This window comes from Mycobacterium sp. 1423905.2, from assembly GCF_001673155.1.
Lineage (GTDB): Bacteria > Actinomycetota > Actinomycetes > Mycobacteriales > Mycobacteriaceae > Mycobacterium.
Genome location: NZ_LZLE01000308.1, coordinates 1 through 26,840, shown reverse-complemented (window position 1 = coordinate 26,840; position 26,840 = coordinate 1). Strand labels below are relative to the sequence as shown.

Sequence of the window (26,840 nt, the reverse complement as noted above, 5' to 3'; positions counted from 1 at the left end):
CGTCACTGCAGAATCTGCCGGGCCTGCCGGGCGTCTACCCGGGCGGCGGATAAGCGCCTCAGCGGCCGAGTGGATCGGCTAAGCCAAGTCGATCCACTCGCCGTTGTCGGCGACCCGCAACACGCCTCCGATTCCCGCCTGGTCGAAGGCGCCTACGAAGTCGTCGACGCCCTCGCTGAAATGCGCCCAGCCGTCGACGTGGGCCGGGATCACCACCGTGGCACCGAGCAACTCGGCCGCCGCGGCCGCGCGCGCCCCGGTCATCGTCAGCGGACGGCCCCGCTCTTTGCTCGGAACCCGCGCCGCACCGGCGAAGATCACCGCGATATCTACCGGGCCGACGCGGCTCACCACGTCCTGCACCGCGGCGATGGAGGCGTTGTCGCCACTGAGGTAGACGGTGGGTAGACCGGGGCCGGACAGCACGAATCCGGTCACTTCGCAGTTGACGTAACCGCCGGCGTCGCGTTGTCCGTCGGCCGGGCCGTGCACGGCCGGAACGGCTTGCACCACAAGGGGTCCCGCGCCCCCGACGAATTCATACGAGGCCCAGGTGGTCAACCCGTGAGCGGGCGGACCCAGCCGTCCGGCGGCGCCCGGGTGGGTGAGGGCTAGCGGTACTGCCAGCGCCAGTCGTCGACCGGCGTCGTCGAGATTGTCGGGATGTTGGTCGTGGCTGATCAGAACCGCGTCGACCGCTCCCAACGCCTCTGCCTCGACGGCCGGACCGGTGAGCTTGGTCAAGTAAGCATGTTCACCCGGCGGGTCGAAGGTGGGGTCCATTACGAGCCTGCGGCCCGCGATATCCACCACGGTCGTCGGGCCACCCAGCACGCTGATCGCGCAGTCGCGTCGCTGCGCATCCACTCGGTGCCCCATGCCTCAGGCCTTCGCGGCCAGGTCGGTCAGGATCCGGTCCGCGGGATCGGTTCGCGCGTGACGGAAGCCGGTGCCGGCCCACAAATTGATCCGTTCGGCGTCACCGGCCGCGGCGGCCGCCTTACGGATCGGGCTGGTCAAGTGATGCAGCGCCGGGTAACCAACCGGCGCCAGCGCCGTGTACCGATCGGTGAAGACATTGGTCAGGCCCCGGGCGGGGCGGCCGGTGAACGCGCGGGTCACGACGGTCGTGCGTGGGCCGGGAGCGGCGAGTGCCTGCCGGTAGGGCGCCGACGTGCCGCTTTCCTGACTGCAGACCAGGACCGTGCCGACCGCGGTGGCAACCGCGCCCGCGCCGAGGGCGGCGGCGACATCGTCGGCCGTACCGACGCCGCCGGCTCCGATCAAGGGCAACGACGTCACCGCCGCCACCTCCTTCAACAACTCGGGCAGCGCAACCTCGGCCGGTAACCGCTCGGGAGTCAGGGTTCCGGAATGACCACCGGCGGCGGACGCCTGCACCAGCAGCACGTCCACGTCGCGCTCGGTGGCCAGCTGCGCCTCGGGCGCCGAGGTCACCGTCTGCGCGACGACGCTGCCCGCCTTCTTCAGCGCCGCGATCACCGACGCCTCGGGCACACCGAAGGTAAAGCTGACCACCGGCACCGGGTTGGCGAGCAGCAGGTCGACCTTCTCCTGCCAGTAGTCGTTGTCCTCGGTGATCGGCACCCGGCCGAGGTCGACTTCGTAGCGTTCGGCCTCCGGCGCGATGGTGCGGCGGTATCGCGCGTAAGCCTCCGCGTCCACCGGGACCGGATTGGGCGCGAACACGTTGACGCCGAATTGCACACCGGCGGAACGGACTTCGGCGATCTGCTCAGCGAGCACGTCGGGTGTCTTGTAGCCGGCCGCGACGAAGCCGAGGCTGCCGGCCGCGGCGGCCGCGACGACGAGTTTGGGGGTGGTGGGACCGCCGGCCATCGGTGCGGCCAGCACCGGAATCCTCAACCCCAACCCGGTCAGGGTGCTGTGCATGGCGACCTCCATCGATCGACTTCAACACCGTGCAGCGTCTACTCAACCCTGGCCCGAAACGTAAGTCCACGACCTGTTTTCGACCAGTGTTAAGTGTGAATTATCACGAAGTTGGCAGCCGCGGGTGCGGTGGGACTACGGTTCGCGACGTGTCGCTTTCCCACCTGGCTTTGATCGGACTCGCCGGGTTCGCCGCCGGCGCAATCAACGCCCTGGTCGGGTCCGGCACGTTGATCACCTTCCCCACCTTGGTCGCCCTTGGGTATCCGCCGGTCACCTCGACCATGTCGAACGCCGTGGGTCTGGTAGCCGGTGGAGTATCAGCCACCTGGGGATACCGCGACGAACTGGGCGGTCAGTGGGATCGGTTGCGCTGGCAGATCCCGGCGTCGCTGGCCGGCGCGGCGGTGGGCGCTTTCCTGCTGCTGCACCTGCCCGAGCAGGTCTTCGCCGAGGTGGTGCCCGCCCTGCTGGTGCTGGCGCTGGTCTTGGTGGTGGTCGGACCGTGGATCCAGGCGTGGGCCCGCCGCCGCGCCGAACAGGCCGGGCGCTCGGTCGACCACATCTCGCCGGGGCGGATGGCGGCATTGGTTTCCGGCACGTTCGCGGTCGGCGTGTACGGCGGCTATTTCACCGCCGCCCAAGGCATCTTGCTGATCGGCGTGATGGGCGCCTTGTTGCCCGAGTCGGTGCAGCGGATGAACGCGGCGAAGAACCTGCTGGCGCTCGTCGTCAATATCGTTGCCGCGGTTGGCTATACGTTGGTCGCCTTCGACCGCATCAGCTGGCCGGTCGCCGGCGTGATCGCCCTCGGTTCCTGGGTAGGAGGACTACTGGGCGCGCGTTATGGACGTCGGCTGTCACCGAACGCGCTGCGCGCCACCATCGTCGTGGTCGGGGCCATCGGGCTGTATCGATTGATGACAATCTGAAGTCACGCCAATGGCTTTCAGCTCAGCATGGCTGCTGCCGCCTCGGCGATGACGTCCATCATCTCACCGCGCCGCTGCCATGCCCGGCGCTGCCGCATCGCACCGTTGCCTTCGACGCTCACCCGGTCGAGCTCGGCGAGCACATAGTCGTATTCACCGAGCGCCTCCAACGCCGGGCGGGTGCGCCGCACCAACGTGTTCAGCTGGTCGCGAGTCGGCACGGCACCGCGTCCATCGACCAGATCGAGGGTGTGGCCGGACAACCCGTCGTGCGCCGCTTTCCAATACGCGGCCCGCAGAGCGGCGGGCGGCAGCCGCAAGTCGCGGTCACGCTCTTCGAGTGCGGTCATCACCGCCGCGCGAATCAGCGTGGTCAACAGCACCGATTCGGCGACCGTCGCGGGGACGTCGGCCACCCGAACCTCGACGGTCGGGAAGTTCGCCGACGGACGCACATCCCAATACACCATGCCCGGATCAAGAATCATGCCCGTGTCGACCAGCATCTGCACCGTGCGGTCGTACTCCTCGGGCGACTCGAAGTGCGGCGGGGCGCCCGCGACGGGCCAGCGACGCCACAGAATGCTGCGCCAGCTGGCATATCCGGAGTCGGAATTGCGGTACAGCGCCGAATTGGCCGACAGCGCAAGCAAAACCGGCAGCCACGGCCGCAGCCAATTGCTGACGTGAATGGCCGCCGCACGGTCGGGAACCTGCACATGTACGTGGAAACCGCAGATGCCTTGCTCGTGAGCAACCATGCCGTACTGCTCTCCGATCCGCCGGTACCGCTCGGTGTCGGTGACGGGGAAGCGGTGGGGCGTCACTGGCGGCAGACCTAAGGCCAGCAGCTGTACCCCGACGGCTTCGGCAGCCTGCGCGGTGGCGCGCCGCAATCGGGTGAGCTCGTCGCGCAGTTCGGCCGTCGTCGCCACCACCTGGGAGGTGGTCTCTACCTGGCAACTGCTCAGCTCCACCTGCAGTTCGGCGCCGCGGCGCTCGGCCTCCTGAGCCACTTCCTTGTTGCGGGGAGCCGGTTCGCCGGTCTGCGGGTCGACGAGAAGAAACTCCTCCTCGACGCCGACAGTGGGCAGGTCGCTGTGGGAGGACCCGGGGCTCATATGCGCAAGCTACCCCTGGCCGGACGTGGCAAACCACGCCGCCGCTGCGGTGTGGCCGATCACTCACCGAGCATGACGCCTTTCGGTGAACTTCGCGATTTTGCTGTGGTGAGCAGATCCGTTCGAGAAAATGACTGAACCAAACCGTGACGATGTCGGGCATCTCTCCGGTTCCGCGCGCATAGCGCGCACAATGCTGGTCCCTAGGAGTAACGAAGCTGTGTCAAGTCCTCGGTTGTACGACCCCGACTACGTGATCGACGCGGTCGAACAGTTGGTTGCCCAGCATGGCACTGACGCGCTGACGATCCGGGCGCTCACCAAGGCCACCGGCGTGTCCAACGGCGCCATCTATCGGACGTTCGAATCGCGCGGCGGGCTGCTGGGACGCGCGCGGATCCGCGCGGAGCGGCGCTTTCTGTCGCTGCTGGCCGGTGCGGTCGACGAGGCGCACGAACGGTCCGCTGCCGACCCGCGAGAGGCGGTTCACGCCGCGGCGGAGACGTCGCTCATCTACCCCGAGATGTATCCGGGGTCGGCGGCGTTGTTGCTGACGGTGGGCCGCAACGAGGTGGTCACTCAACCGATGCCGCGCGATGTCGCCGACCAGTTGGCTGCCCTGCAGCGCGAACTCGCGGCACTCATCACGCAGTTGGCGCAGCGGCTGTGGGGCCGCGGCGACGACGACGCCGTCGATCTCGTGGCGACCTGCATCGTCGATCTGCCGAAGTGGATCGCAGTCCGGGGCAAGCGTTACAGCATGCCGGTCATGCGGGACTACCTGCGCGCCGCGGTGCGGTCGGTGCTGTCCGTGGGGCCGCCGACGAATGCCGGACGGGAATTAGTGGCCGTCGGCGGTCACCAGCGCGGGGTCGGGGCGGCAAGCGCATCATCGACCGTGGCGTAGATGGGCAAGGTGTCGTTCAGCCCGCACGCCGCCACGATGCGCGCCACGATCGGTGCCGCGCTGACCAGGCGCATCTCGACGCCGCGACGACGACACCGATGTGCTTCGTCGGCCAGGACGTCGAACGCGCAGCAGCCCATGAAGTCGACGTCGCTGACGTCGACGACCAAGATGCCAGGCAGGGTGACTCCGGCGGCGGCCTCACTGACCAAGTGCCGCCACGTGTGCTCGTTGCACGCGTCGATCTCTCCGCCGGCGTGGATCAGCACCGCTTCGCCGGTGCGGTCGGTGGTCGCCCGCAGCGTGCTGCGGGGGTCGCCGAGCTCGTAGACCAACCGTGTGCTGAGGGTCAGGTGCGTGGAGAAGGACTCTGCAATGACCAGGCTCATCGTGCACTCCTAATCGGCTGGCGTGTATCGCCGCGATGGATGCCCGTCCTGCGGGGCTGAAGACAGACAGACTTATCGCCCTGTGAGTCTCAGTTCTATAACAAGACAGGGCGGTCTGTCTACGTAGGGCAGCTAAGAGTACGGTGAGGCTGGTTATGGCATCGCCTGACGAGATCACGCCTGTAGTGCCTGCTCGCGAGCGGATACTGGTGGCCGCTTACGACCTGTTCAGTCGACGGGGAATACGCGCGGTGGGCACCGAGGAAGTCATCGAGCGCGCGGGCGTCGCCAAAGCAACCCTCTACCGGCACTTCGCAACAAAGAACGACCTGGTCCTGGCGGTGCTCGAGCGGCGTGAGCAACTGTGGACCCACGACCTGATCGAGGCGCAGTCCGAGCAGCGCGGCGCCACGCCGGAAGCACAATTGCTGGCTATCTTCGATGTCTTGCACGACTGGATTCGCAACAGCGACGGCTACGAAGGTTGCTCTTTCACCAACGTGCTGCTCGAGGTTGGCGCCGACCATCCCATCGGCCAAGCCTGTATCGCGCACATCGATAAGGTCCGCGATGTCGTGCGTCGGCGCGCGGCGGCGGCGGGGTTGGCAGATGTGCAGGATTTTGCCTGGTCGTGGCACATTCTGATGAAGGGCGCCATCATCATGGCGGCCGTCGGTGACGCCGATGCCGCGATGCGTGCCCAGTCGATGGCGCGGGTCCTAATCGAGCAGCACCGGCCCGTTCAGGAAGCCGACGAGGTGGCGGGTTGATCCGGCTCGCTGTTGTCGGCGTTGCGGTAGTGCTCGGCCTCTAATTCCGCGATGGCGCGAGAGGTGCGTTCCCGCAGCAAGATCGCCGCGGTGACACCGCAGATGAGGGCGATGACCAGCGCGATCCAGGAGAACCGCTGCAGCCACCGTTCGGCGGCGATACCGGCGAAGTAAACCGCCGCAGTGGTGCCGCCGGCCCAACAGATTCCGCCGGAGATGTTGGCAAGAAGGAATCGTGGATAGGGCATCTTCAACGCGCCGGCCAGTGGACCGGCGAAGATTCGCAGCAGCGCAATGAACCGGCCGAAGAAAACCGCCCGAACACCCCAACGTTCGAAGGTCCGCTCGGCCAGCGCGACGTGACCGGGTCCAAAGTGCTTGGGGAAACGGCGGCCGAGCCGGTCGAACAGCGGCATGCCGAATCGGCGACCCACCGAGTAGCCGATCGAATCACCCACCACGGCGCCGATCACCGCGGCCACTCCGACACCGACCGGGTTGACCGAGAGATCGTGATGTGACGACATCAGTGCGGCACTCACCAGCACGATCTCACCGGGCAGCGGAATGCCGAGGCTTTCGACACCGACCACACCGCCGACCAGCAAGTACACCGCGAGAGGGGGGATCGTCTGCAATAGCGCCTCGACGTCCATGCGTAAAGGATGCCTGACTAATGGCGAATGTGCGCATCATTGCCGCGCCTTGGTTGCCGATAGGGTCATGACGTTGCCGGGTCAACGCCGATCATCGGGGAGGCGCAGTGGAATTCAACCTTGCCCAAGTCTTCACGGCGGTCGCCGAGGCCAATCCGGATCGGGACTGCATCGTGTTCGGAGACCGTCGGTTCACGTTCGCTCAGACCGACCAGCGGGCCCGGCGATTCGCCCGGGTGCTGCACGGGTGGGGGATGGGCGCCACTCGGGAGCGCGCGCAGTTGGCGCCCTATGAATCCGGGCAGAGCCATCTGGGGCTGTACCTGGCCAACTGCAACGAGTTCCTTGAGGCGATGATCGGGGCTTATCAGGCCCGGGTCGCGCCGTTCAACATCAACTATCGCTACGTCGCAGACGAACTGGTGTACCTGCTGGACAACGCCGGCGCCGACGCCGTCATGTACCACGCCCGCTTCGCGCCGACACTCGCCGAGGCGCTGGGCAAGTACGGGCGGCAGCCACGCTTGATCCATGTCGACGACGCATCCGGCAACGAGCCGCTGCCCGGCGCGGTCCGCTACGAGGACGCGCTGGCCGCCGAGTCCGACGAACCACTCGACCTCCCGCTGTCACCCGACGACCTCTATGTGCTCTACACCGGCGGCACCACCGGCATGCCCAAGGGCGTGCTCTGGCGCCAGCACGACATCTACGTCAACGCAATGGGGGGCCGGAGCTTCGGCGGCGGCGACGTGGTGGCCACGCTCGACGAGATCGTGGCACGGTCACGCACCGCCGGACCGGGGTCGATGACGGCGGCGCCGCTGATGCACGGCGCGGCGCAGTGGGCGGCGTTTCTGGCGATCTGCGGCGGCCGCCCCATTGTCATGGCGGCGACGACCACCCACTTCGACCCGGCCGAAACCCTGGCATTGGCCAGCCGAGAACGCGTGATGTCCTTGTCCTTCGTGGGTGACGCCTTCGGCAGGCCCTTGGTGGAGGAGCTGGCCAGGGGTGCTTACGACCTGTCCGGTTTGGTGGCGGTCATCACCGGCGGGGCAGCGCTCAGCGCGCCGATCAAACAGCGGTTCGTCGAATTGCTGCCCCAGGTAACGATTCTGGACGCCGGCGGGTCCTCGGAGTCCGGTAGCCAGATGGGCCAGGTGTCCTCGCGCCTGCAGCCGGCGTCGGGCAAATTCCTCCCGAATCCCGGGGCGGTGGTGGTCAGCTCGGATCTGTCGCGGATTTTGGCGCCGGGTGACGAGGAGATCGGATGGCTGGCGCAGCAGGGTCTCATCCCGCTGGGCTATCTGGGTGACCCGGAGAAGACGGCGCGGACGTTCCCGGTCATCGGGGGGATTCGGCACTCCGTCCCCGGTGATCGGGCGCGCTGGCATGCCGATGGCCAAATCGAGTTGCTGGGCCGGGATTCGGTGACCATCAACTCCGGTGGCGAGAAGATCTTCGCCGAAGAGGTGGAGGCGGCGATCGCCGAACACCCCGCGGTCTATGACGTGGTGGTCACCGGCCGGCCCAGCGCCCGCTGGGGAAGTGAGGTGGTGGCCATCGTGCAATTAGCGCAGGGCGCGCACGTCGACGCTGCCGGAGTCCTCGCTGAGGCCGGGCGCCATATCGCGCGATACAAGCTGCCCAAAGAGGTGATCTTCTGCGACAAGGTGCAGCGCTCACCGTCCGGCAAGGCCGACTACCGCTGGGCGAAAGCGCAAGCGGCACGGCAGCGGTGACCGAGCCGACCGAACGACGCAGGTTCGTTGCCGATTCGGCGCCCAACATCGGTACGGTCGCTGTCATGCCGAAGGAGGTGCAGCCGGCTGTCGATCCGCCTGTCCCGCAGTATCCGATCGAGTCGGTGGACAACGCGCTCAAGCTGCTGCTGTTGCTCGGGGAACGCCCGGAGATTCGGTTGAGTGAGGCCACCCGGTATCTGGGTGTTGCCTCATCGACCGCGCACCGACTGCTGGCGATGCTGAGCTATCGAGGATTCGTGCGACAAGATCCGGCGTCCAAGGCGTACCTGCCCGGCCCGGCGCTCACCAGCGTCGCCTTTGCCATCTTCGGCCGCATCGACGTTCCCCGGACCGCGGCGCCCATCCTGCGGGAACTCAGTGAGCGGCTGCGCGAAACGACTCACGTCGGAATGCTCGACGGCGCCAACGTCCGCTTCATCGCCGCGGTAGAAGGTCCGGCCGCGGTGCGAGTGGCCTCCCGATTGGGACGCAGCATGCCTGCGCACTGCACCTCGACGGGCAAGGTCTTGCTGGCCCAGCTGGGCGAAACCGAGGTGCGTCAACTACTTCCGTCGGTGGAGCTGACGCGGATCACCCCTCATTCGATCGGTGATCGCGCCGCCTTGGAAGCCGAACTTGCCCGTATCCGGGAGCGTGGATATGCGCTGAACCGGGAGGAGAGCGAGGAGGGCGTCGCGTCGGTCGCCGTTGCGATCCCCACCCGCGCACCGGGCTTGCGGTTGGCCCTGAACGCCGCGGCGCCGTGCAACCGGCTGGACGAATCGTCCTATGCCGCGGTGGTGGCCGCACTTGTCGACGCGGCCAAAGGCATTGGCGCTCAACTGGGTTGACTGTTCGCTCAGCCGCCGGTGGTGCGGCGCGGACTGGCCGGTCGCAGGAAAACATCGTTGAGGGTCACAGTGCGCAGGTTGCGCGACCGGATGATGTCCACCAGTTGTCCGTAGACGTGGGTGATCGTCGGGTGGTTGAGGTGGCCGATCACGATGTTCTGTGGTGTGAACGACTGGTAGGCCGTCGTGAATAGCTGGGTGTCGGAGAGCAGTGCAGAGTCCCTCAGATCACCGGACCATAGTGTCGGGACCTGGTAACCCAGATCAGCGGCCACCGTGTCGACGAGGGGATTGTGGTGGCCGAACGGCGGCCGGAAGTAGGGAGCGGCGTCGACGCCGTAGGTATTGCGCAGGAAGACATCAGTACTGCGCAGCTCGTCTGCGACTTGTCGAGCCGTCAGCATGGTCAAGTCGGGATGTGACCAGGTGTGGTTGGCCAGTTGGATCTGGCCCGAGTCCACCAGCGGTCTGAGTAAGGCGACGTTGTCGGTCCACGAGTGGTACGAACCGGTGACGAAGTAAGTGAGCCGCACCCCGGTGTCCTTGGCGAATTGCGTGTAGGCGCGCACCACCTCGGTGTTGGCGCCGTCGTCGACCGTCCATGCCAGCAGGTCACCTTGACCAGGCAGCTTCTTGAGCACGCTGCCACCGGGCAACGGAACTCGCGATCGCGGGTGTGGTGGCGGCAGTAACGGTGGCAGCGGCGGGGTCGCGGGTTTCGGCCCGGACACGTCGGCACGCGCCACCCAGTCCGCGGGCGCTCCGCCGTACCACGAGATCCCGGTGACGGCCACGGTCGCGGCCACCGCGACCAGGAAGCGTCGCCGGTCCAGTTCACCCACGTGCGTACTCCTCGGGTCTAGTCGAAAGACTTGCCCAGGGTAGGACCGCCATCGAAGCAAATACGGCATATCCGCTTCGTGTCGGCTCCCGATGAACCGGCGAAATCGGTTGGCTGCCAGAGCGTTACGCATTCGTTGCGCGCGAATCGAGCTATAGAACTGGCGGGGCGCCCAGTCGGGCCACTTCGTGCCGCCAGGCCGCCTCGGCGGTTAACGCGTTGCCCAGGTCGGGCAGATGCTCCCAATCGGCCTCGTCGATGTCACGCAAGGTGCCACCGGCGGCGCGCACCTGTAACGACATGCGCGCGACTTCGTTGACGCTGATCGCCTGCAGCACCGCCTGCGGCACACTTCGGGCCGCGCTGGTGATGCCGTGTCCGCGCAGGACGACAACCGGCGCGCCGCCCATCGCAGCCGCCATCTCTTTGCCGAGCACCGCGTTTCGAATCAGCACAGCCCGCCGATAGACGGGTACTCCGCCGCGGGCCAATCGCGCGCCGGGAATGTCGTAGGCGCCGTAGATGGGTCGGATCGCGATGCCGGCCAGGTCGGCCGCGACGACGGCCGGCGGGTGCAGGTGTGCGACCGCCCGATGCCGCGCGTCGGCCAGGAGCGTCTCGGCATGGATGGGAAACTCGTTGGGGATGCGGTATCCGTCGAGTTCGCCTGAGGTGGCCGGGGTTCCGTCGAAGTTGACCAACCGGATGTCGGCGGGGCGGGTGAATGCCACCCCGGTGTCGTCGTCACTGCGGCAGCGCACCAGCAGATGGTCGTCGTCGATCCGCAAGCTCAGGTGGCCGAGGATGCCGTCGACCAGACCGCGGGCCGCGGCGACTCGGCACGCTTGGGCGACCAGCGCACGTTGTTGGTCCAGCGAATCGGTCACGGATGAGCCGACTTTGACGCACCGAGGCGGAATCCGCCGTCGGGGTGGACGGTTTCTCCAGTGATGCCGCGGGACCGGTCGGAGGCCAGGTAGACGAAGCTCCACGCGTGGTCTTTCCCGGACAGCGCGACGTTGAGCGGGCTGCGCGCGGCCACCTCGCGTGCCCGATTGGGGGTTTCGTCCAGGCGGGTACTGTCCTGGCCGAGACTAGCCAGACCGCGCAGGTCGGTGTTCAGCGTTCCGCCCGGTGCCACGCCGTTGACCCGGATGTCGGGTGCCAGCTCGTGCGCCAGCGCGGTGACCAGGCCGCGCACCGCGAACTTCGACGACACATAGAGCACGCCGCCGCGTCCCGGGTAGTACGACGACGCGGACTCGGTGAGCACCACCGAAGATCCCTGCGCCGCGCGCAGTTCGGGTATCGCCGCCTTGACCGACTGCAGATGGCTGAGCACGTTGGTGCGAAACATTTCGTCGAACGCGGGGGAGAGGTCGTCGGCCGCGATGTCGTCGAGGCCTCGGTAAAAGTCGAAGACGCCGACACAGTTGACCAGCGTATCCAGGCCGCCATAGGTATCGACCGCGGCGCGCACGGCGCGGTCGTTGGCCGCACGGGTGACGGCATCGCCCTCGATGACCGGGATATCCGGGATCTGCTTGCGCAGTTGACGGCACTTCTCCGGATCGCGTTCCAGCACCGCCACTTTCGCGCCTTCGGCGCGGAACGCGTCGACCACGGCACGGCCGATCCCCGACCCGGCGCCGACGATCAGGGCGCGTTTGCTGTCAAGCCATCCGGTCATCGGGTCCTTCCGGCTCGCCGGGCAGCAGCGGAATCTGCGGATTGCCGACCATGGCCGCCAGCGTACGAGTGTTCTGCCAGGTCAATGCCTCGACTTCCAGCGCATCCAGACTGATCCACCACCCACTTTTCGGCGCGGTGATCAACAGCCGGGCGCCGTTGCGCGTATTCACCCGGCGCACCTGGACCTCGGTGAATTCGTTTGCGACGATTAGTGGTTCGCCGACAGCGCCAGCCAGGAGCTGAGCGAGGTCGTCCGTCACAAGAACACCGCCAAGTTCTGCATACGCAACACCGATTCGTCCGCAATGATTGTGCGCCGGGCCAATTTCCAGCCATCGTCGCACCAGCGTAATAGGTCTTCCCGGCCGCAGGACACCAACGCGCTGTCGTTGACGTCGCCGCGGCTGCGGAACAACAACTCGGCCGATTGCACGACCAGATGAGCGTCGTCGGCGCCGAGGAAGGTGCGCACATTGGTGATGAAGTGGCGCAGCCGCGACGGGGGGTCCTCGGTCCAGGCGTGCTCGGTCGCGAAGCGGGCGACGCGCTGGGTCAGCGAGTACTTGTCCTCGTCGAAATGCGCCATGCCGGGCGAGGTGTCGAATCCGGCGCCCCGGGCCGTGGTCACCCGGACCGGCATCACATAGTGCACGTCGTCGGTCAGCGTCGCCAGCCACGCCTCGTATTGTTGAGCGTCCAGCAGGTAAGCCTCGTCAACGAGAAATTGATGCGCCTGCAGGTGCCGAATGTCGTTGAACGGCAATGGTTTCGTCATGTTGCCGCCAGGTGCTGCGCCCATAATTTGAGCAATTCGCGCTGGTTGTACTCGTTGTATCCGACCTGTGCGCGTCCCGGCCCGTGAAACAGCTCGGGTGGCAGGTCCTCGATCACCGGGGAGTCGTCGGGCAGTAAACCCATCCGGCTGTTGAGCAACAGGCGCCGGGCCATTGAGCCGCCCGCGGTGGTGGTCAGGGACACCCAGTTCTCCACGTCGTCCTGCTCGAACATGCCGGTCGAGCCGAAGCACATCAAATACGCCTTGTAGGAGTCGATTTTGAATTGCGGTGGGGCGGCGGCGTCCACCGCGAACCACGAGCACACCTCGGTTTCGTGCTCGCTGATCGGCTGCCACTGCCGAATGGAGATGAACGGCACCACCTGTTCGCTGTTGGGCAGCTTCGGCCAGTTGTGCACGAAGCTGAGGTTGGGGAAGCAGGTGGCGGCCGAGATCATGAAGCCGTCTTCGCCCACCATCTGCCGTTGGGGTTGGTTCCACAGGCCGTGCATGCGGCTGATCATCTCGTCGGGATAGCCGACGTAACGCAGGCGCTCGGTGAAGTCACCCGGCGGCAGCTTGTAGGTCGTTCCGCCGCCACAGTCCGTCCAATAGGTGGCGCCGTCCTTGCGCTTTTGCGCGCGCGGTTCGCGGAACAGGCCGATGTCGACGATCGACGCGTGCGTGTGTGGCGTGTGGTACATGTCGCCGGCGAAGTTCTCCGCGCCGATCTTCCAATTGGCTTTGATGCGCCATCGTTGCGGTCCCCGCACGTCCAAGCCCTGGTGGCTTTGGCGGGTGTAGAAGTCCAGGTAAAACCGGAAGTCGCCGAGGAAGTCCTCGAGCGGCTCGGCGTCGGGGTTCATGTTGAGGAAGATCAGCCCGTTGTAACTGCCGATGTTCGGTGCGGGCAGCAGGGTCTGCCCTTTGGCGAACCCGTCGTCGCCGCCATAGGCCTCCCGGTGGAACGGCAGACCGGTCAGCCGGCCGTCGTTGCGGTAGGTCCAGCCGTGGTACGGGCAGCGGAAATTGGACGCGTTGCCCATCTCCGCGCGGCATACCTGCATGCCGCGATGCAGGCACATATTGAACAGCGCCCGTACCGTGCCACCCGAATCCCGGGCGATGATGAACGAGTCGTCGAGTACCCGGCGCACCACGTAGTCGCCATCCTGGGGAATCTCGGATTCGTGCGCCACAAACACCCAAGCCCGGTTGAACAGGCGCTCCTTCTCCAACGCGAACAACTCGGCGTCGTTGTAGATGTGAGCCGGAATCATGCCGCGGCGCACGTTGCCGAAGACCTCGCTGTGGTCGGTCATCGCACTCGCATCCCCGTATCGCCGCGTCTGCTCAGCAGAAAATTGTTCTGCTGAACAGAATTGCCGACGGCGCTCGATCGGTCAATCGGGCGATTGCCCCAGGCCTCGTGCATTCAGCAGCCCGGTGGCTGACTCACAGTTCGCTCACAAATTGCGCATGCGCAACGACGTTACGGTGAACCTAGCCGCGCTCGTGATCGTGAATTGACCGGGAGGGCGATGGCGATCGGTGCGCGTAACGCGACAGTGGGGAAGGGCTGGTGTCATGGGTAATCGGTCCCGAGGTGCCGAAAGTCGAACGGAGAAGCTGGGTCCGCGGGTGCTGGGCGCCATCGGGCGCCAGGAGTGGCTCGATCGGCCCAGTTATCGCCTGGAGCACCTGCTCAGCTTCGCCTACAACGGGCTGGGTGGCGCGCGCGATCGCGTGACCAATGCGCTGAACGGGGTGTGGCTCGGTCACCCGGTACACCCGCCGCTGGCTTCTTTCGCCAGCGGAGCGCTCGGCACGACGGTGGCGTTGGACGCAATGAGCCTGCTTCCGGGACGGCCGGCCGTCGAGAACGCGCAAGCCGCACAATTCGCGTCGCGCTCGTTAGGGCTGGGCATCGTTGCGAGCCTCGGCGCCGCGGTGACCGGGGTGACCGACTGGCAGCACACCCACGACAAAGACCGTCGCGTCGGTCTGGTGCACGGCGTTGTCAACACCGCCGCAACCGCCCTCTACGCCCTGTCCTGGTGGGACCGTCGCCGTGGCCGTCGGCTGCGCGCGATCGCGGCCAGCGCGCTGGGGTACGGCGTGACGCTCGGCGGCAGTTACCTCGGTGGGGCACTGGTTTTCGAGTCCGGGATCGGCATCGACCAGTCCGGTCAGCGGTTGCGCCGCAAAGAGTGGACGCCGGTGCTGCCGGCAAGTGCGCTGAACGGCAAACCGGTCCGAGTCGAGGTCGACGGTGTCGGACTGGTGGTATGCCAAACCGAGCCTGGCGAGGTGTCGGCGTTCGGTGAGTTCTGCCCGCACCTGGCCGCCCCGATGGCCGACGGCTGGGTGGACCGTGGCCGGCTGGTGTGCCCATGGCACGGGTCGCGGTTCGACGTGGACTCCGGGGAGGTGCTGCGCGGCCCCTCCACGGCCCCGCTGCCGTGTTACGAGGCTCGAGTGGTCGACGGAATCATCGAAGTGCGTGGTGACCACGCACTGACAAGCCGGGATGGAGTGGCCAAGTGAACGCCTACGAGGTTCTCAAAGAACACCACGTCGTGCTCAAAGGACTGGGTCGCAAGGTGAGTGAGGCGCCGGTGAACAGTGAAGAGCGGCACAACCTTTTCGACGAGATGTTGATGGAGCTGGACATCCACTTCCGCATCGAGGACGACCTGTACTACCCCGCTTTGGCAGCGGCCAGCGAACTGATCGCGATCGCTCATGCCGAGCACCGACAGGTGGTCGACCAGCTCTCGGTGCTGCTGCGCACCCCGCAGAGCTCGCCGCGGTACGAAGACGAGTGGAACTCGTTCAAGACGGTGCTCGAGGCGCACGCCGACGAGGAGGAACGCGACATGATTCCCGCGCCGCCCTCGGTGCGGATCACCGACGCCGAATTGGAGGAGCTGGGCAACAAGATGGCCGCCCGCATCGAAGAGCTGCGCGGGTCGACGTTGCATAAACTTCGCACCAAGGGCAGGGCGGCGCTGGTACGCGCCCTTTAGCTAGCGACGGCCGATCCCGGCCATCATGATCGGCGTCAAGATGCGGATGTCTTCGTCGAAGCGAGCCGCTACCGCATCGGCGTCCGCGGCGGACAACAGCCCGGCGTCGACGACGACGCTGCGCAGGCTCTCGAAGGACAGCCGGAAGAACTCGAATCCCGGTGTGCTGGAATCGATTACGCAGCAGCGTCCCTCGCCGCGCACCTCGTTCAGGCCAGCGGCTGCCAGGTCGGCCACCACGCGGCGGCCATAATGCGGCTCGAAGCCGGCGCGTTTCATGAAGGCGAGAACGGCGTCGGCCGCCCGCTGCAGCTGTGCGTCCTGGCCCTCGAAGCCGAAGGGCGTCCAGTCGTAGTCCTCGATGACCAGCCAGCCCCCGGGGCGCAGCGCAGCTACCAGGCGGTCGATGATCTGCCCGCGGTCGGGCAGGTGCTCGAGGACCAGCCGGGCATGCACCAGATCGAACTCGTCGCGGGGCAAGTCGTCGGTGCGGATGTCGAGGCGCCGAACGTCGATCGTGTCGCCGGCCAAGGCCTCGATGAAGCGGGTGTCGATGTCCACGGCCACCACCGTGGCGCGCCGCGCGGTCAGCCAGCGCAACAGTGAACCACCGCCGGCGCCGACCTCCAGGCAATGCCAACGCTTGTCCGTGTCTCCGACGCCGAGTTCACCGAGCAACGCTTGGGTCCCCGGATCCCACAGTCTCTCCATGCCGGACAGCCGGGTGCGCTCCTCGGCGAACGCGGGGTCGTAGACGTAGTCGCGCGGCATGGCGTTCACGCTATGCGTCCCCCCTTCGGCGGCACCAGAGTAGCCTCACGGTTCGTGGAGGCCGCACCGCAGCGCCTTGCGTCACAAGGCGAAATCAGCGCAGAAATGGCCGCCATCGCGGCTGACCTTCAGCGCTGGGGTCACCACGGCGGCCAGGCTCGGTTGCACTACCTGCCGTACCGCAGCAGCGCCCTGCGCTGTCCGGAAAACCCGCTACTGTCCGTCGACCCCGACGAGATCGAACGCCGGGCACCGTGTTTCGGGCACCAGGACGTCGACCCCGCCGACGCAGACCTGACGTGCGGGCATCCGGGCGAACCGATCGGGGAGCGCATTCTTGTGACCGGCCGGGTGCTCGACCGATCCGGCAGGCCGGTGGCGGGCCAACTGGTCGAGATCTGGCAGGCCAACGCCAGCGGCCGCTACCGGCACCAGCGCGATCAGCATCCCGCTCCGCTGGACCCCAACTTCACCGGCGTAGGACGCTGCCTGACCGAGGCCGACGGATCGTACCGCTTCAAGACCGTCAAGCCCGGCCCGTACCCGTGGCGCAACCACCACAACGCCTGGCGGCCGGCGCACATTCACTTCTCACTGTTCGGCACCGCTTTTACCCAACGGCTGGTCACCCAGATGTACTTTCCCGGTGATCCGCTGTTCGACTTGGACCCCATCTACCAATCGATCGCCGATCCTGTTGCGCGGCAACGGTTGATCGCCACCTATGACCACGACCTGTCCGAACCGGAATACGCGACCGGCTACCGGTGGGACATCGTGTTGTCCGGCAGTGCGCAAACTCCGGCCGAAGGCGGCGGCGGTGACTGATCTCAGCGGTGAATTGGTGTGCACCCCGGCGCAAACGGTAGGTCCCTTCTTCGGCCTGGGCCTGTCGTATCCACGCGACAGTGAGCTGGTCGGCGACGCGTATCCCGGCGCGATCCGGTTGTACGGCACCGTTTATGACGGCGCCGGCGCCGCGGTGCCCGACGCGTTGGTGGAGATCTGGCAACCTGACACCGCCGGACGGATCTCCCGCGCCTTCGGATCGATGCGGCGCGACGGTTGGACGTTCACCGGATGGGGCAGAGCGGCCACCGATGCCGATGGGCGCTACGGCTTCACCACCGTTTCTCCGGGCGCAGTGGCCCCCGGCCGGCCGAGGTTCTTCGCCGTCACCGTCTTCGCCCGGGGACTGTTGCATCACTTGTTCACCCGTGCCTACCTGACCGAGGAGGATCTGGCCGCCGACCCCGTTTCCGGGCGCGTCGCTCCCGCACGACGCGCCACCTTGGTCTGTTCCGCCGACAACGACTGCGGCCGCCCCGCACTGCGTTTCGACATCCATTTGCAGGGCGAGCATGAGACCGTGTTCCTGGACCTCCGGGATGACCGACGATGAGTAACTTGCTGTGGCCGGGAGAGCAACGGGCCGGCGAGCACATGACCGATGAAGCGTTGTTGCGGTCGATGGTCGCGGTCGAGTCCGCATGGCTGAGAGCGCTGGCCGGCGCCGGCCTGGCCCCGGCCGATTGCGTCGGCGCTGACCTGTGGCATCTCGTAGGCCCCAATGACCGCGATGTACTCGCGGTCACCGCCGAAGACGGCGGCAACCCCGTCATCGGATTGGTCTCGCTGTTGCGCCAGCGTGCGATTCCGGCCATCGGCCCGTGGATTCATCGCGGATTGACAAGTCAGGACGTCATCGATACCAGCTTGATGGTCGGCGTCCGCAATGTCGCCAACGACGTCGTTACCCAACTCGTCGAACAGATTTCGGCACTGTCAGTGCTCGTCCGGGCACACCGGAGCACACCCATGGTAGCGCGAACCCTCACCCAGCACGCGGCACCCACCACTTTCGGTGTGAAAGCTGCCGGTTGGCTCAATGGCGTCCTCGACGCCTACGACCGCCTCGCCGCGCTGGCTACGCCCGCCCAATTCGGCGGCGCCGCGGGAACGTGGGCGGCGACAACGGAAATGGCGACGCTGCTCACCGGCACGCGCGATCCGGAGGTGGTCGCCGATCGCCTGATACGAAGTGCGACAACAGACTTGGGGTTGGACCTACGGCTGCCGTGGCACACGACGCGCACACCGATCACCGCCGCCGCCGAATCGTTGGTCCGATGCACCGACTGCTGGGGCCGTATTGCCTCCGACGTCGTCACCCTGGCGCGCCCCGAAATCGCAGAGCTGGACGAACCGGCCGGCGAGCACCGTGGCGGATCGTCGTCCATGCCGCACAAGCGCAACCCCGTGCTTTCCATCCTGATCCGGCGAGCCGCCATCGCGGCCCCTGCACTGGCGGCGACGTTGCACACCGCGGCCGCGCTGGCTAACGACGAACGCCCCGACGGTGCATGGCATGTCGAGTGGGACACCCTGCGGACGCTGGCACGGCGTACGGTGACCGCCGGTTCTCAATGCAGCGAGTTGCTGTCCGGACTAAAGGTCCACGCCGAGCGGATGAGCACAAACCTGGCGTCCGCAGACGTGGGCGGTGAGCAACGCGCTATTGCCGATCTGGTCGGAAGCCCGCCGTCAGCAACGTATTTCGGCGCGTCCGGCCATCTGGTGGACGAGAGCCTCCAACGCGCCGAGCGGGTGCTTACCCGCTAGACGCGAATGGCGCGCAGCGGGGACCGGCCCGCCAGGTAAGTCATGATTCGATCCAGCACGATATTGAAATGATCACCGTTGTCGGCAACCCGCGACAGGCTGCTGCGCCGCAGGAACTTCTCGAGGCGTCGATCAAGCGACCAATTGGCGAACGTGGTGCCGACATATCCTGACTGGAGAAACTCCCAAGCTAAATGCTCGACGTCGGAATCGGTCAATTCAGCTGGGACTCCACCCATACTCGTCAATCTCCCTGTGTTGAGCCGGCAACCGCCGCAGCCAACTTACGGGTGTCAGGTTGTTGTTTTATCACGTCCGGATTGCGGATTGATTTCCGGCCAAGGGAGCACACGGCGCCGAGTTCGCTGCGGGCGACGGGACGGAGTCTATCGTTTGGTGCTAGTGAGTTTGGGGTTTGCGTGCTTTCGTCCGTTGCCGGGCGGCGGTTTTATTCGATACTGACGGGACACTTTGAACACCTCATGCCGCTCGCCGGTCATACGTGCGCGGTAGCGCAACGCGGTACGCAAACCGCTTCGCCGCGCCGGTGACCGGTCGGTTGCCCTCACGGCCGGCGGCGCTGCCGTGACGAGGAACTTCCGCTCCGACGCGGTTTCCGGCGCGTCATCGGGCGTGGCGGTTAAGAAGCGGTCGGGTAGCGCCAATTTGTGAAGAGTCCGCATCGTCAACCAGAATTGGCGTGGCAGTGACCCGGTGGTGTAGGGCAGGTCATAGCGGTTGCACAATGCCCGTACCCGCCCGGCGATCTCGGCGTAGCGGTTACTCGGGAGATCTGGGAACAAGTGGTGTTCGATCTGGTAGCACAGATTGCCGCTCAAGAAGGCCAACACAGGACCCGCCTGGAAGTTCGCCGTACCCAGCATCTGACGTAAGTACCATTGCGCTTTGCTTTCTTCCTCGACGACATCGGCGGTGAACTTTTCGGCCCCGTCGGGGAAGTGACCACAGAAGATCACGATGTAGGCCCAAAGGTTGCGCAGTACATTCGCAGTCGCGTTGGCCGCCAGGGTCCGGCGCCACCGTGCGCCACTCAGCGCCGGAAACAGGAAATAGTCTTTGACGGTTTGGCGTGCAGTCTTGCGCAGCAGCGCGTTCGTCAACAGCGCTCCCTTGGGAGTCGCCGACACCTGGCCCTGCGCGGCGCGCAGGTCGTGTAAAGCAATGCCCCATTCGAATGTGAACGCCAAGAGAATGTTTCGCAACGGCTGTAGCAGATACCGGGGTTCCCACGGCTGATCACGAGTGAGTCGCATGAACCCAAAGCCGAGGTCATCATCCATCTCCAGCACGTTGGTGAACACGTGATGGCGGTAGTTGTGCGCATACCTCCACTGCGAAGAGATCCCAGCCATATCCCACTCCCAGGTATTCGAGTGGATTTCGGGGTCATTCATCCAATCCCATTGACCGTGGCTTACGTTGTGGCCGATCTCCATGTTCTCAACGCTTTTGGCCAGGGCCAGTGACGCCGTGCCTATCGCCCAGCCGGCCCATGAGCGGCTGACGCCGAGCACCAAGCGCGACCCCACCTCGAGCACCCGCTGAAACGCTATGGTGCGGTGGATGTACGCCGCGTCACGTGCGCCCCGAGACACCTCGATGTCACGGCGGATCGCGTCAAGATCAGAGCCGAGCGCCTGGACATCCGTTGGGCTCAGATGCGCGTACTGTGCGACGTCTGAGATCGCCATTACCTAATGTCCTCGCTTTGTAAGCAGCACCGTCCTCGTCGACGGAACGCACGTAGATGGGCACGGTGCCGCAAGGGCGCAGATTCCCCAAAGAAGTACCCTTGCACAAGGCCGCAAAACTCGCCGCACACGGACTCGCCGACACACGCGTCGGGGGGCGTTGAGAAACCCAACTTCCAGCGTGCCGACTCAAGCCGACAGTGGCGGCCATCACTGATGAATCGGCGGGCACCGGGTATTCCTCCGACGGTCGATTTTTCAGCCGGCAGGACGTGCTTGCGCCATCGGCTGACTGTCATAGGCCATCAGCGCACTGATGCCTCATCGCCGAGAACGGGAGCAGCCATCAACGCCCTCTGCAGAACTTCAGGCGCGCGCCAGGCCGCCTCTGCCCACCCCATTCACGAGGACCGAGTCGATCTGACCGGCGGTTCCATCGCATACACCATCGCGGGTCACGGCCCCGCACTGTTACTCATTCACGGGTTGGGCGGTAACCGGGGGACATGGCGGCACCTCATCGGCACCCTGGCCCGTACGCATACGGTCATCGCGCCGGACCTTCCCGGCCACGGTGAGTCCGATCCGCCTGCCGGCGACTACTCGCTGGGCGCGCATGCATGTGCGCTGCGGGATCTGCTGCTGTCGCTGGGCCATCGCCGCTTTTCACTCGTCGGGCACAGCCTGGGCGGCGGCATCGCTCTGCAGACGGCCTATCAATTCCCCGAACGCGTCGACCGGCTAATCCTGATCGGCAGCGGCGGACTCGGTCCGGAGGTGAGTTTCGCCTTGCGTGCGGCAACGTTGCCTGGCGCTGACGCCGTCATCGCCGCGTTGAGCGCGATCCCGCCCGCAGTGACAAACCGCGCCCTGGCGCTGGTACCGAAAACCCTGTCCGGACCCGATGCGAGCCTCCTGGCCGGTCTCTTGCGCGGACTGCGCGGCAGCAAGCGACGGACCGCATTTCTTCGCACCGCCCGTTCGGTGATCGACTGGCGAGGGCAGGCGGTCAGCGCGCAACGCCAAACCGATCTGCTCCACGGCGTTCCAGTCCTGGTGGCCTGGGGCACCGACGACACCACAATCCCGCCGCACCACCACCGCGGGTTCGCAGACCGGGTCCCCGCAGCCATCACCGTCGAGATCGCCGGCGCCGGACACTATCCCCACGAGACCGCCAGCGCTCAAATACTTTCGTCGATGCAGGCATTTCTGTCCTCCACGGCTCCGTTCAAGTACTCAGAAGAGTCGTGGGTCAACCGGCTCACTCAGCTTCACGACCGCCGCGCCCGAACCGAACCCGAAATACCCACCGGCGAACTGGCCTCCCGGTAGACCTCCGATTGCTGGGGCGTACGCGCGGCGCCGGTTATTTTTACAGTCACCCTTGTGTAAATTCTCCGGCATGAGATGTGCGATGGGGAAGCCGCCCAGAACATGAGCGGCACGCCAGCGTCAGACTCCGGCGGTCGCCGCCGGGCGGTGCTGCGTGCTTTGCGGACCTCGCGCGTCCCCCTGGGCATCGTCGCGATCGCCGACGAATTGGGGGTGCACCCGAACACCGTCCGCTTCCATCTCGACAGCTTGGTCAGTGCCGGTCAGGTGGAGCGCGTGCAACCCGCCCAGCGCGGGCCGGGGCGGCCGCCGGCGATGTTCCGTGCCGTTCGGCAGATGGATCGGGGTGGCACCCGCAGTTACCGCGTCCTCGCCGAAGTCCTTACCGCAAGCCTTGCAGCGCAACAGGATTCGGCTACCATGGCGCTCAACGCGGGCCGGGCGTGGGGGAGTGGGCTGCACTCCCCGCCCGGCGACGCTGCCCACACCGATGCGGCGATCGCCCAGCTCGTTGCGGTGCTCGACGGGCTCGGCTTCGCCCCCGAATCCGACCGCGAAGATCGAATTGGACTGCGGCACTGCCCATTTCTAGAGCTCGCGGAAATTCGTCCGCACATCGTGTGTTCGATCCATTTGGGTCTCATGCAAGGGGCGCTGGACCAATGGGCCGCGCCCGTCACCGTCGAGCGGTTGGACGCGTTCGCGGAGCCCGACCTGTGTCTGGCCCACCTGACCCCGGCGGGGGCCGCGAAGTGAGCACCGGGCGCAGCATCGAAATCGCCGTCACTTTCGTGTGGCTGGGCATGGTGCTGGCAATTTCGTTTCTCGAAGCGCCGCTGAAGTTTCGGGCACCAAACGTGACGCTGCAGATCGGTCTGGGCATTGGCCGGCTGGTCTTCCGGGCACTCAACACCGTCGAAGTGGTCTTTGCCCTCGTCGTCGGTGCGCTCGCGGCAGCCGGGCCTACGCCGGTGGCCGTCATTGTGGCGTTCGGTGTCGCGTTCGCCGCATTGGCCGTTCAGTTGATTGCCGTGCGGCCCCGCCTGACGCGCCGGTCGGATAAGGTGCTCGCCGGTTTGGACGCGCCCCGCTCGCACGCCCATTACGCCTACGTCGGCTTCGAAGTGGTCAAGGTGGTAGCTCTGGTGGCAGCGGGAATACTGCTACTGAACCGCTGAAAGGACTCACCTGATGGATTCCATTTCACTGACCAACCTGGCTGCGGAGAAGTTGGCTGAGGCCGGCAAGTCGCACAGCGGGCGCGCCGCGCACACCATCCACGGCGGCCACACCCACGAACTGCGTCAAACCGTGGTGGCGTTGCTGGCCGACCACGACCTGTCCGAACACGACAGCCCCGGTGAAGCCACCCTGCAAGTGCTGCAGGGGCGCGTGCGTCTCACCGCCGGTGACGACACCTGGGAGGGGCAGGCCGGTGACTACGTCGCCATCCCGCGCCAGCGGCACGCGCTACACGCCGTCGAGGACGCTGTGGTCATGCTGACCGTGCTCAAGGCGCAGCCGGACGCGCACTAGGAGTGCTCGCCACGGCGTGGTCGCGCAGCTTCGGTCTACGCGTACCAATTGTCAACGCCCCCATGGGCGGGGTCGCGGGCGGACGACTGGCCGCCGCGGTCGCCGCTGCCGGCGGACTGGGCATGGTGGGCATGGGGAGCACTGCCACCCGGGCGACATTGGCAGCTCAACTGCAACACGTCACCGGCAGGTTCGGTATCGGCCTGGTGGACTGGGTGATGCGCAAGGAGGTCGGGCTGTTGCAAGACGCCCTGGCGGCGCGTCCAGCCTTGCTCTCGGTCAGCTTCGGCGACGATTTGTCCTGGGTCGAACCAGCCCGCGACGCCGGAATAACAACTGCCACACAGGTTTATGACAGCCTTGGTGCGCGCCGGGCGGCTGAAGCGGGGGTCGACGTCCTGGTCGCCCGCGGGGCCGAAGGTGGCGGCCACGGAGAGAACCGCCTCGGGACGCTGCCGTTGCTGGACGCCGTGTTGGACGCCGTGCAGTTACCGGTGCTGGCTGGTGGCGGCATTGCCTCGCCGCGCAGTCTGGCCGCGGTGTTAGCCGCCGGCGCCAGCGGGGCATGGGTGGGCACCCGGCTCGCGGCATGCCCGGAGGCGCTGACGGGTGAGGAAAGCCGTCGGAAGCTGATCGCGGCTCGCGAAACCGACACCCGGACCACTCGGGTCTTCGACGTCGCCGCCGGGCTGCCGTGGCCGGCCCGGTTTCCGTCGCGCGTCCTGGCCAACGACTTCGTCGAACGGTGGACCGGCAACGAGGAGGCGTTGGCCGCCGACCACGGCGCCCGCGACGACTTGGCCGCCTCGGTGGCCACGAACGATATGAGTGTCGCGCCCGTCGACGCCGGGCAAGGCGTCGGCATGATTCGTGACGACGCACCCGTGGCAGAGGTCATCGAGCAGATGTGCGCGGGCGCCTCCAGCTTGCTCAGGCAGTGGTGTGACGGCTGAGCACCACGCAGCACCGGTCCGGGCCGGGCCGCAATTGCGCCTCGGGGCCATACGGTGCCAGCGCATCGGCCACGCCGGTGATCAGCGCATGGTTCATCGAACAGGCCAGCTCGGTCTGCTCCTGTGCCAGTGCGTGAAACGGGCAGTTGGCCAGCTGGACTTCGCCGTCGTCGCGGCGCGGTTCGTAGCCGTACTTCGCCAACAGGTGCACAGCCAGGTCGAGAGCCGCAGCGCGGTCAGCCGGCGCGACGGCGGTCGCGGCGATGCTGCGTCCGTAGTCATGGGCCACCTCGCTGAGCACTTCGGCGACCGGCTGCCCACTGGCGGTGGACCGGGTGATGGCCGCGGCCATCAGCCGGCCGGCAAGCTCATACTCGCGTTGCGGAAGGCTGACGGAGATGTCGCGAGGGCTGCGCCGATACAGCTTGGCGGTACGCCCGGCGCCGGGGCCGGTCCGGCCGGTCAGCCGTCCATAGTCGGTTTCCAGCAGGCCCGCGGCGGTGAGCCGATCCAAGTGGAACTTCGCCTGGTGGTGCGGGATGCCGACGGCGTCCGCGGCCTGCTCCCTGCTCACCGGATCGCGTTGTCCACAGACGAATTCGTAGAGCCGGCGCCGAACCGGATCAGCCAGGGCTCCGATGCCGGAGGCGTCCCGCTGCACATCCATGTCGGCGACCCACTTCTAACGGACAAAACACTTGACGCTACATTCTAGCGGTTCTAACGTACAAATTATTATTCGTTAGAAAAGGAGAAGCCATGGCCACTCGACATGACACCGTCACCGCTCGGCCCTTCTCGGCCCAGCTGAGAGACCCGGCTTATTCGGCGTACCTGTTGCTGCGCACCGTGTTCACCGTCGCGCCGATCCTGTTCGGGCTGGACAAGTTCTTCAACCTGCTCACCCATCCGCATCACTGGAGCATGTATCTGGCCGGCTGGATCGACGGACTGGTGCCCGGTACGGCCGATCAATGTATGTATGTGGTGGGCGTGATCGAGATCGCGGCCGGTGTTCTGGTCGCGGTCGCGCCGCGCATCGGCGCCTGGGTGGTCGCGGCCTGGCTGGCGGGGATCATCGTGGATCTGGTCACCGGACCGGGGTTCTACGACGTGGCGCTGCGCGACTTCGGTTTGCTGGCGGGGGCCGTCGCACTGGGCCGGCTGGCGCAGGGCGTGCACGACCGCACCATCGCGGCGCGCTGACCCGTCGAAGTCACAGGGCGCGCAGATACCGCTTGGCGATCACGCGTTGGGCAATCGGCATGAACGGTTTGCCCAACTTGCCCCACCAGGTGGCGGGCACGGAAAACGACGACACCTCCGCGTACACCGCGGAGGTGCTCGCGTCGTAGCGGACCGCGAACCGCTCTTCTCCGGAGGCCGGGTGCCCGGGCAGCGTGCCGTAGCCGAATCCCCGCTCGTCAGGCTCGTCGACGACGTACACCACCCGGCACGGCGCACTCACAACACCGAACATTCGAACCACCACGATGGCCGAGACCACGGCGACGTCAGAACTGGCCTGCACTCGCAGACCTGCCCCATGCTGCATGCCATAGTGCAGGACGGCATTGGCGGCTTGTTCGAAACGCTCTCGGCCAGAACCGATTTGGGCCGACACGCGCAGGTGGGCGTAACCGGCGGGCAGCCGACCGGAGGCCGTGGCTCCCACTTCGGAATAGGTCAACGGCAGCTCGGCCAACGCGTCGAGGTCCATCCGCTCAGCTTGCCACGCGCACAGCAGATCACCGAGGGGCGGCGTACGGTCTGTGAAATGACCACACAAACAGTCGCAGGAGCATCCGGAACCTTCACTCTGGGCGGGGACTTGACGGTCAACCGACTGGGTTTTGGCGCAATGCGCCTCACCGGCAAGGGAGTGTGGGGCCCACCTGCCGACCGGGAAGAATGCGTGCGGGTCTTGCGGCGCGCCGTCGAACTCGGGGTCAACTTCATCGACACCGCCGACTCCTACGGTCCGTACGTCTCCGAGGAAATCATCCGCGAGGCGCTGCATCCGTATTCGGGATTGGTGATCGCCACGAAAGCCGGCTTGCTGCGGACCGGGCCGGACGTGTGGGTGCCGCTGGGCAATCCCAGCTACCTGCGCCAGGAATGCGAGATGAGCCTGCGGCGACTGGACGTGGAAACCATCGACCTGTTCCAGCTGCACCGCATCGACAAGAACTTCTCGCTGGAAGACCAGATCGGTGAGCTGGTGAAACTGAAGGACGAAGGCAAGATCCGGCACATCGGATTGTCCGAGGTCGACGTCGACCAGCT

Annotated in this window: 33 protein-coding genes; 17 read left to right on the top strand and 16 right to left on the bottom strand. The window is 66.3% G+C overall.

Going from position 1 to position 26,840, the window contains the following annotated elements; all coding sequences use genetic code 11:
• Positions 1–78: 78 nt before the first annotated feature.
• Together A9W95_RS20655 and A9W95_RS20650 are read right to left on the bottom strand one after the other, a co-directional pair.
• Positions 79–867 carry an MBL fold metallo-hydrolase gene (locus A9W95_RS20655; protein WP_067417049.1) on the bottom strand — a complete coding sequence of 263 codons (789 nt, stop codon included), beginning with the start codon at positions 865–867 and terminating at the stop codon, positions 79–81.
• Positions 868–882: 15 nt separating this feature from the next.
• Positions 883–1,914 (bottom strand): nitronate monooxygenase family protein, encoded by a 1,032-nt coding sequence (locus A9W95_RS20650; protein WP_067417066.1) that lies wholly within the window; start codon positions 1,912–1,914, stop codon positions 883–885.
• 164 nt (positions 1,915–2,078) lie between these two features.
• On the opposite strand from A9W95_RS20650, the gene A9W95_RS20645 reads away from it, so the two are divergent.
• Positions 2,079–2,846: a sulfite exporter TauE/SafE family protein gene (locus tag A9W95_RS20645; protein ID WP_371328100.1), complete on the top strand. Its 768-nt coding sequence runs from the start codon at positions 2,079–2,081 to the stop codon at positions 2,844–2,846.
• 17 nt (positions 2,847–2,863) lie between these two features.
• On the opposite strand, the gene A9W95_RS20640 is transcribed toward A9W95_RS20645, so the two are convergent.
• A complete protein-coding gene (locus A9W95_RS20640) occupies positions 2,864–3,967 on the bottom strand; it encodes a glutamate--cysteine ligase (RefSeq protein WP_067417043.1) in 1,104 nt (367 codons plus the stop codon).
• Between the two features lie 220 nt (positions 3,968–4,187).
• Between A9W95_RS20640 and A9W95_RS20635 the strand changes: the two genes are divergently transcribed.
• Complete coding sequence (locus tag A9W95_RS20635; protein WP_156746315.1) at positions 4,188–4,874, top strand: TetR/AcrR family transcriptional regulator; 687 nt, start codon at positions 4,188–4,190, stop codon at positions 4,872–4,874.
• Here the strand turns inward: A9W95_RS20635 and A9W95_RS20630 are convergent.
• Positions 4,826–5,263 (bottom strand): anti-sigma factor antagonist, encoded by a 438-nt coding sequence (locus A9W95_RS20630; protein ID WP_067417039.1) that lies wholly within the window; start codon positions 5,261–5,263, stop codon positions 4,826–4,828. The genes A9W95_RS20635 and A9W95_RS20630 overlap by 49 nt on opposite strands.
• A gap of 155 nt (positions 5,264–5,418) precedes the next feature.
• Here A9W95_RS20630 and A9W95_RS20625 point away from each other — a divergent pair, with 155 nt between their 5' ends.
• Positions 5,419–6,033 (top strand): TetR/AcrR family transcriptional regulator, encoded by a 615-nt coding sequence (locus tag A9W95_RS20625; RefSeq protein WP_067417036.1) that lies wholly within the window; start codon positions 5,419–5,421, stop codon positions 6,031–6,033.
• Here the strand turns inward: A9W95_RS20625 and A9W95_RS20620 are convergent.
• Positions 6,006–6,689 (bottom strand): DedA family protein, encoded by a 684-nt coding sequence (locus A9W95_RS20620; protein ID WP_067417033.1) that lies wholly within the window; start codon positions 6,687–6,689, stop codon positions 6,006–6,008. The two genes, A9W95_RS20625 and A9W95_RS20620, sit on opposite strands and share 28 nt — an antisense overlap.
• A 107-nt stretch (positions 6,690–6,796) precedes the next feature.
• Here A9W95_RS20620 and A9W95_RS20615 point away from each other — a divergent pair, with 107 nt between their 5' ends.
• On the top strand, positions 6,797–8,434 hold the full coding sequence (locus tag A9W95_RS20615) for an acyl-CoA synthetase (protein WP_067417030.1): 1,638 nt from the start codon (positions 6,797–6,799) through the stop codon (positions 8,432–8,434).
• Between the two features lie 65 nt (positions 8,435–8,499).
• Entirely contained in the window at positions 8,500–9,288 is a 789-nt protein-coding gene (locus A9W95_RS20610; protein WP_067417063.1) for an IclR family transcriptional regulator, read from the top strand.
• Positions 9,289–9,296: 8 nt separating this feature from the next.
• Here A9W95_RS20610 and A9W95_RS20605 read toward each other — a convergent pair whose 3' ends face one another.
• The 6 genes from A9W95_RS20605 to A9W95_RS20580 all read right to left on the bottom strand — a co-directional run bounded on the left by A9W95_RS20605 (position 9,297) and on the right by A9W95_RS20580 (position 13,918).
• Complete coding sequence (locus A9W95_RS20605) at positions 9,297–10,121, bottom strand: polysaccharide deacetylase family protein (RefSeq protein ID WP_067417061.1); 825 nt, start codon at positions 10,119–10,121, stop codon at positions 9,297–9,299.
• Positions 10,122–10,281: 160 nt separating this feature from the next.
• Complete coding sequence (locus tag A9W95_RS20600; protein ID WP_067417027.1) at positions 10,282–11,016, bottom strand: class II aldolase/adducin family protein; 735 nt, start codon at positions 11,014–11,016, stop codon at positions 10,282–10,284.
• A complete protein-coding gene (hcaB, locus tag A9W95_RS20595; RefSeq protein ID WP_067417025.1) occupies positions 11,013–11,819 on the bottom strand; it encodes a 3-(cis-5,6-dihydroxycyclohexa-1,3-dien-1-yl)propanoate dehydrogenase in 807 nt (268 codons plus the stop codon). The genes A9W95_RS20600 and hcaB overlap by 4 nt, the downstream gene beginning before the upstream one ends.
• A complete protein-coding gene (locus A9W95_RS20590; protein ID WP_067417022.1) occupies positions 11,803–12,081 on the bottom strand; it encodes a dihydrodiol dehydrogenase in 279 nt (92 codons plus the stop codon). The genes hcaB and A9W95_RS20590 overlap by 17 nt, the downstream gene beginning before the upstream one ends.
• Entirely contained in the window at positions 12,078–12,596 is a 519-nt protein-coding gene (locus A9W95_RS20585) for a 3-phenylpropionate/cinnamic acid dioxygenase subunit beta (protein WP_067417019.1), read from the bottom strand. The genes A9W95_RS20590 and A9W95_RS20585 overlap by 4 nt, the downstream gene beginning before the upstream one ends.
• Positions 12,593–13,918 (bottom strand): aromatic ring-hydroxylating dioxygenase subunit alpha, encoded by a 1,326-nt coding sequence (locus tag A9W95_RS20580; protein ID WP_067417016.1) that lies wholly within the window; start codon positions 13,916–13,918, stop codon positions 12,593–12,595. Before A9W95_RS20580 ends, A9W95_RS20585 begins: the two co-directional genes overlap by 4 nt.
• Positions 13,919–14,183: 265 nt before the next feature.
• Between A9W95_RS20580 and A9W95_RS20575 the strand changes: the two genes are divergently transcribed.
• Both A9W95_RS20575 and A9W95_RS20570 read left to right on the top strand, forming a co-directional pair.
• Positions 14,184–15,143, top strand: a complete 960-nt coding sequence (locus A9W95_RS20575) for a Rieske 2Fe-2S domain-containing protein (RefSeq protein WP_067417014.1) — start codon at positions 14,184–14,186, stop codon at positions 15,141–15,143.
• Entirely contained in the window at positions 15,140–15,625 is a 486-nt protein-coding gene (locus A9W95_RS20570) for a hemerythrin domain-containing protein (protein WP_067417011.1), read from the top strand. The genes A9W95_RS20575 and A9W95_RS20570 overlap by 4 nt, the downstream gene beginning before the upstream one ends.
• Here A9W95_RS20570 and A9W95_RS20565 read toward each other — a convergent pair whose 3' ends face one another.
• Positions 15,626–16,396, bottom strand: coding sequence for a bifunctional 2-polyprenyl-6-hydroxyphenol methylase/3-demethylubiquinol 3-O-methyltransferase UbiG (locus A9W95_RS20565; RefSeq protein ID WP_067417058.1), 771 nt, complete (start codon positions 16,394–16,396; stop codon positions 15,626–15,628).
• Between the two features lie 105 nt (positions 16,397–16,501).
• Here A9W95_RS20565 and pcaH point away from each other — a divergent pair, with 105 nt between their 5' ends.
• From pcaH to A9W95_RS20550, 3 genes are read left to right on the top strand one after another with little or no spacing between them, the layout of a single operon-like run.
• Entirely contained in the window at positions 16,502–17,224 is a 723-nt protein-coding gene (pcaH, locus tag A9W95_RS20560; RefSeq protein ID WP_067417055.1) for a protocatechuate 3,4-dioxygenase subunit beta, read from the top strand.
• Between the two features lie 16 nt (positions 17,225–17,240).
• Positions 17,241–17,798: a protocatechuate 3,4-dioxygenase subunit alpha gene (gene pcaG, locus A9W95_RS20555; protein ID WP_067417052.1), complete on the top strand. Its 558-nt coding sequence runs from the start codon at positions 17,241–17,243 to the stop codon at positions 17,796–17,798.
• Complete coding sequence (locus A9W95_RS20550; protein ID WP_067417008.1) at positions 17,795–19,018, top strand: lyase family protein; 1,224 nt, start codon at positions 17,795–17,797, stop codon at positions 19,016–19,018. The genes pcaG and A9W95_RS20550 overlap by 4 nt, the downstream gene beginning before the upstream one ends.
• Here A9W95_RS20550 and A9W95_RS20545 read toward each other — a convergent pair.
• Together A9W95_RS20545 and A9W95_RS20540 are read right to left on the bottom strand one after the other, a co-directional pair.
• Positions 19,015–19,236 carry a hypothetical protein gene (locus tag A9W95_RS20545; protein ID WP_172826672.1) on the bottom strand — a complete coding sequence of 74 codons (222 nt, stop codon included), beginning with the start codon at positions 19,234–19,236 and terminating at the stop codon, positions 19,015–19,017. The two genes, A9W95_RS20550 and A9W95_RS20545, sit on opposite strands and share 4 nt — an antisense overlap.
• A gap of 168 nt (positions 19,237–19,404) precedes the next feature.
• Positions 19,405–20,730 (bottom strand): fatty acid desaturase, encoded by a 1,326-nt coding sequence (locus A9W95_RS20540; RefSeq protein ID WP_082983233.1) that lies wholly within the window; start codon positions 20,728–20,730, stop codon positions 19,405–19,407.
• Between the two features lie 399 nt (positions 20,731–21,129).
• Between A9W95_RS20540 and A9W95_RS20535 the strand changes: the two genes are divergently transcribed.
• From A9W95_RS20535 to A9W95_RS20515, 5 genes are all read left to right on the top strand, one after another.
• On the top strand, positions 21,130–22,065 hold the full coding sequence (locus tag A9W95_RS20535) for an alpha/beta fold hydrolase (protein ID WP_371328099.1): 936 nt from the start codon (positions 21,130–21,132) through the stop codon (positions 22,063–22,065).
• A gap of 102 nt (positions 22,066–22,167) precedes the next feature.
• Positions 22,168–22,821 carry a metalloregulator ArsR/SmtB family transcription factor gene (locus tag A9W95_RS20530; protein WP_156746312.1) on the top strand — a complete coding sequence of 218 codons (654 nt, stop codon included), beginning with the start codon at positions 22,168–22,170 and terminating at the stop codon, positions 22,819–22,821.
• On the top strand, positions 22,818–23,243 hold the full coding sequence (locus tag A9W95_RS20525; protein ID WP_067416996.1) for a hypothetical protein: 426 nt from the start codon (positions 22,818–22,820) through the stop codon (positions 23,241–23,243). Before A9W95_RS20530 ends, A9W95_RS20525 begins: the two co-directional genes overlap by 4 nt.
• 13 nt (positions 23,244–23,256) lie before the next feature.
• The gene (locus A9W95_RS20520; protein ID WP_067416993.1) at positions 23,257–23,601 is read left to right on the top strand and encodes a cupin domain-containing protein; all 345 of its coding nucleotides are present in this window, start codon (positions 23,257–23,259) and stop codon (positions 23,599–23,601) included.
• 2 nt (positions 23,602–23,603) lie between these two features.
• On the top strand, positions 23,604–24,554 hold the full coding sequence (locus A9W95_RS20515; protein ID WP_067416990.1) for a nitronate monooxygenase family protein: 951 nt from the start codon (positions 23,604–23,606) through the stop codon (positions 24,552–24,554).
• On the opposite strand, the gene A9W95_RS20510 is transcribed toward A9W95_RS20515, so the two are convergent.
• Entirely contained in the window at positions 24,532–25,221 is a 690-nt protein-coding gene (locus A9W95_RS20510; protein ID WP_067416987.1) for a metalloregulator ArsR/SmtB family transcription factor, read from the bottom strand. The two genes, A9W95_RS20515 and A9W95_RS20510, sit on opposite strands and share 23 nt — an antisense overlap.
• Before the next feature lie 92 nt (positions 25,222–25,313).
• Here A9W95_RS20510 and A9W95_RS20505 point away from each other — a divergent pair, with 92 nt between their 5' ends.
• Entirely contained in the window at positions 25,314–25,760 is a 447-nt protein-coding gene (locus A9W95_RS20505) for a DoxX family membrane protein (protein ID WP_067416984.1), read from the top strand.
• 10 nt (positions 25,761–25,770) lie between these two features.
• Here the strand turns inward: A9W95_RS20505 and A9W95_RS20500 are convergent, their stop codons facing one another.
• Positions 25,771–26,274 carry a DUF1990 family protein gene (locus tag A9W95_RS20500; RefSeq protein WP_067416982.1) on the bottom strand — a complete coding sequence of 168 codons (504 nt, stop codon included), beginning with the start codon at positions 26,272–26,274 and terminating at the stop codon, positions 25,771–25,773.
• A gap of 57 nt (positions 26,275–26,331) precedes the next feature.
• Here A9W95_RS20500 and A9W95_RS20495 point away from each other — a divergent pair.
• Positions 26,332–26,840, top strand: a 509-nt coding sequence (locus A9W95_RS20495) for an aldo/keto reductase (RefSeq protein WP_172826671.1), incomplete at its 3' end; no start/stop codon positions are given.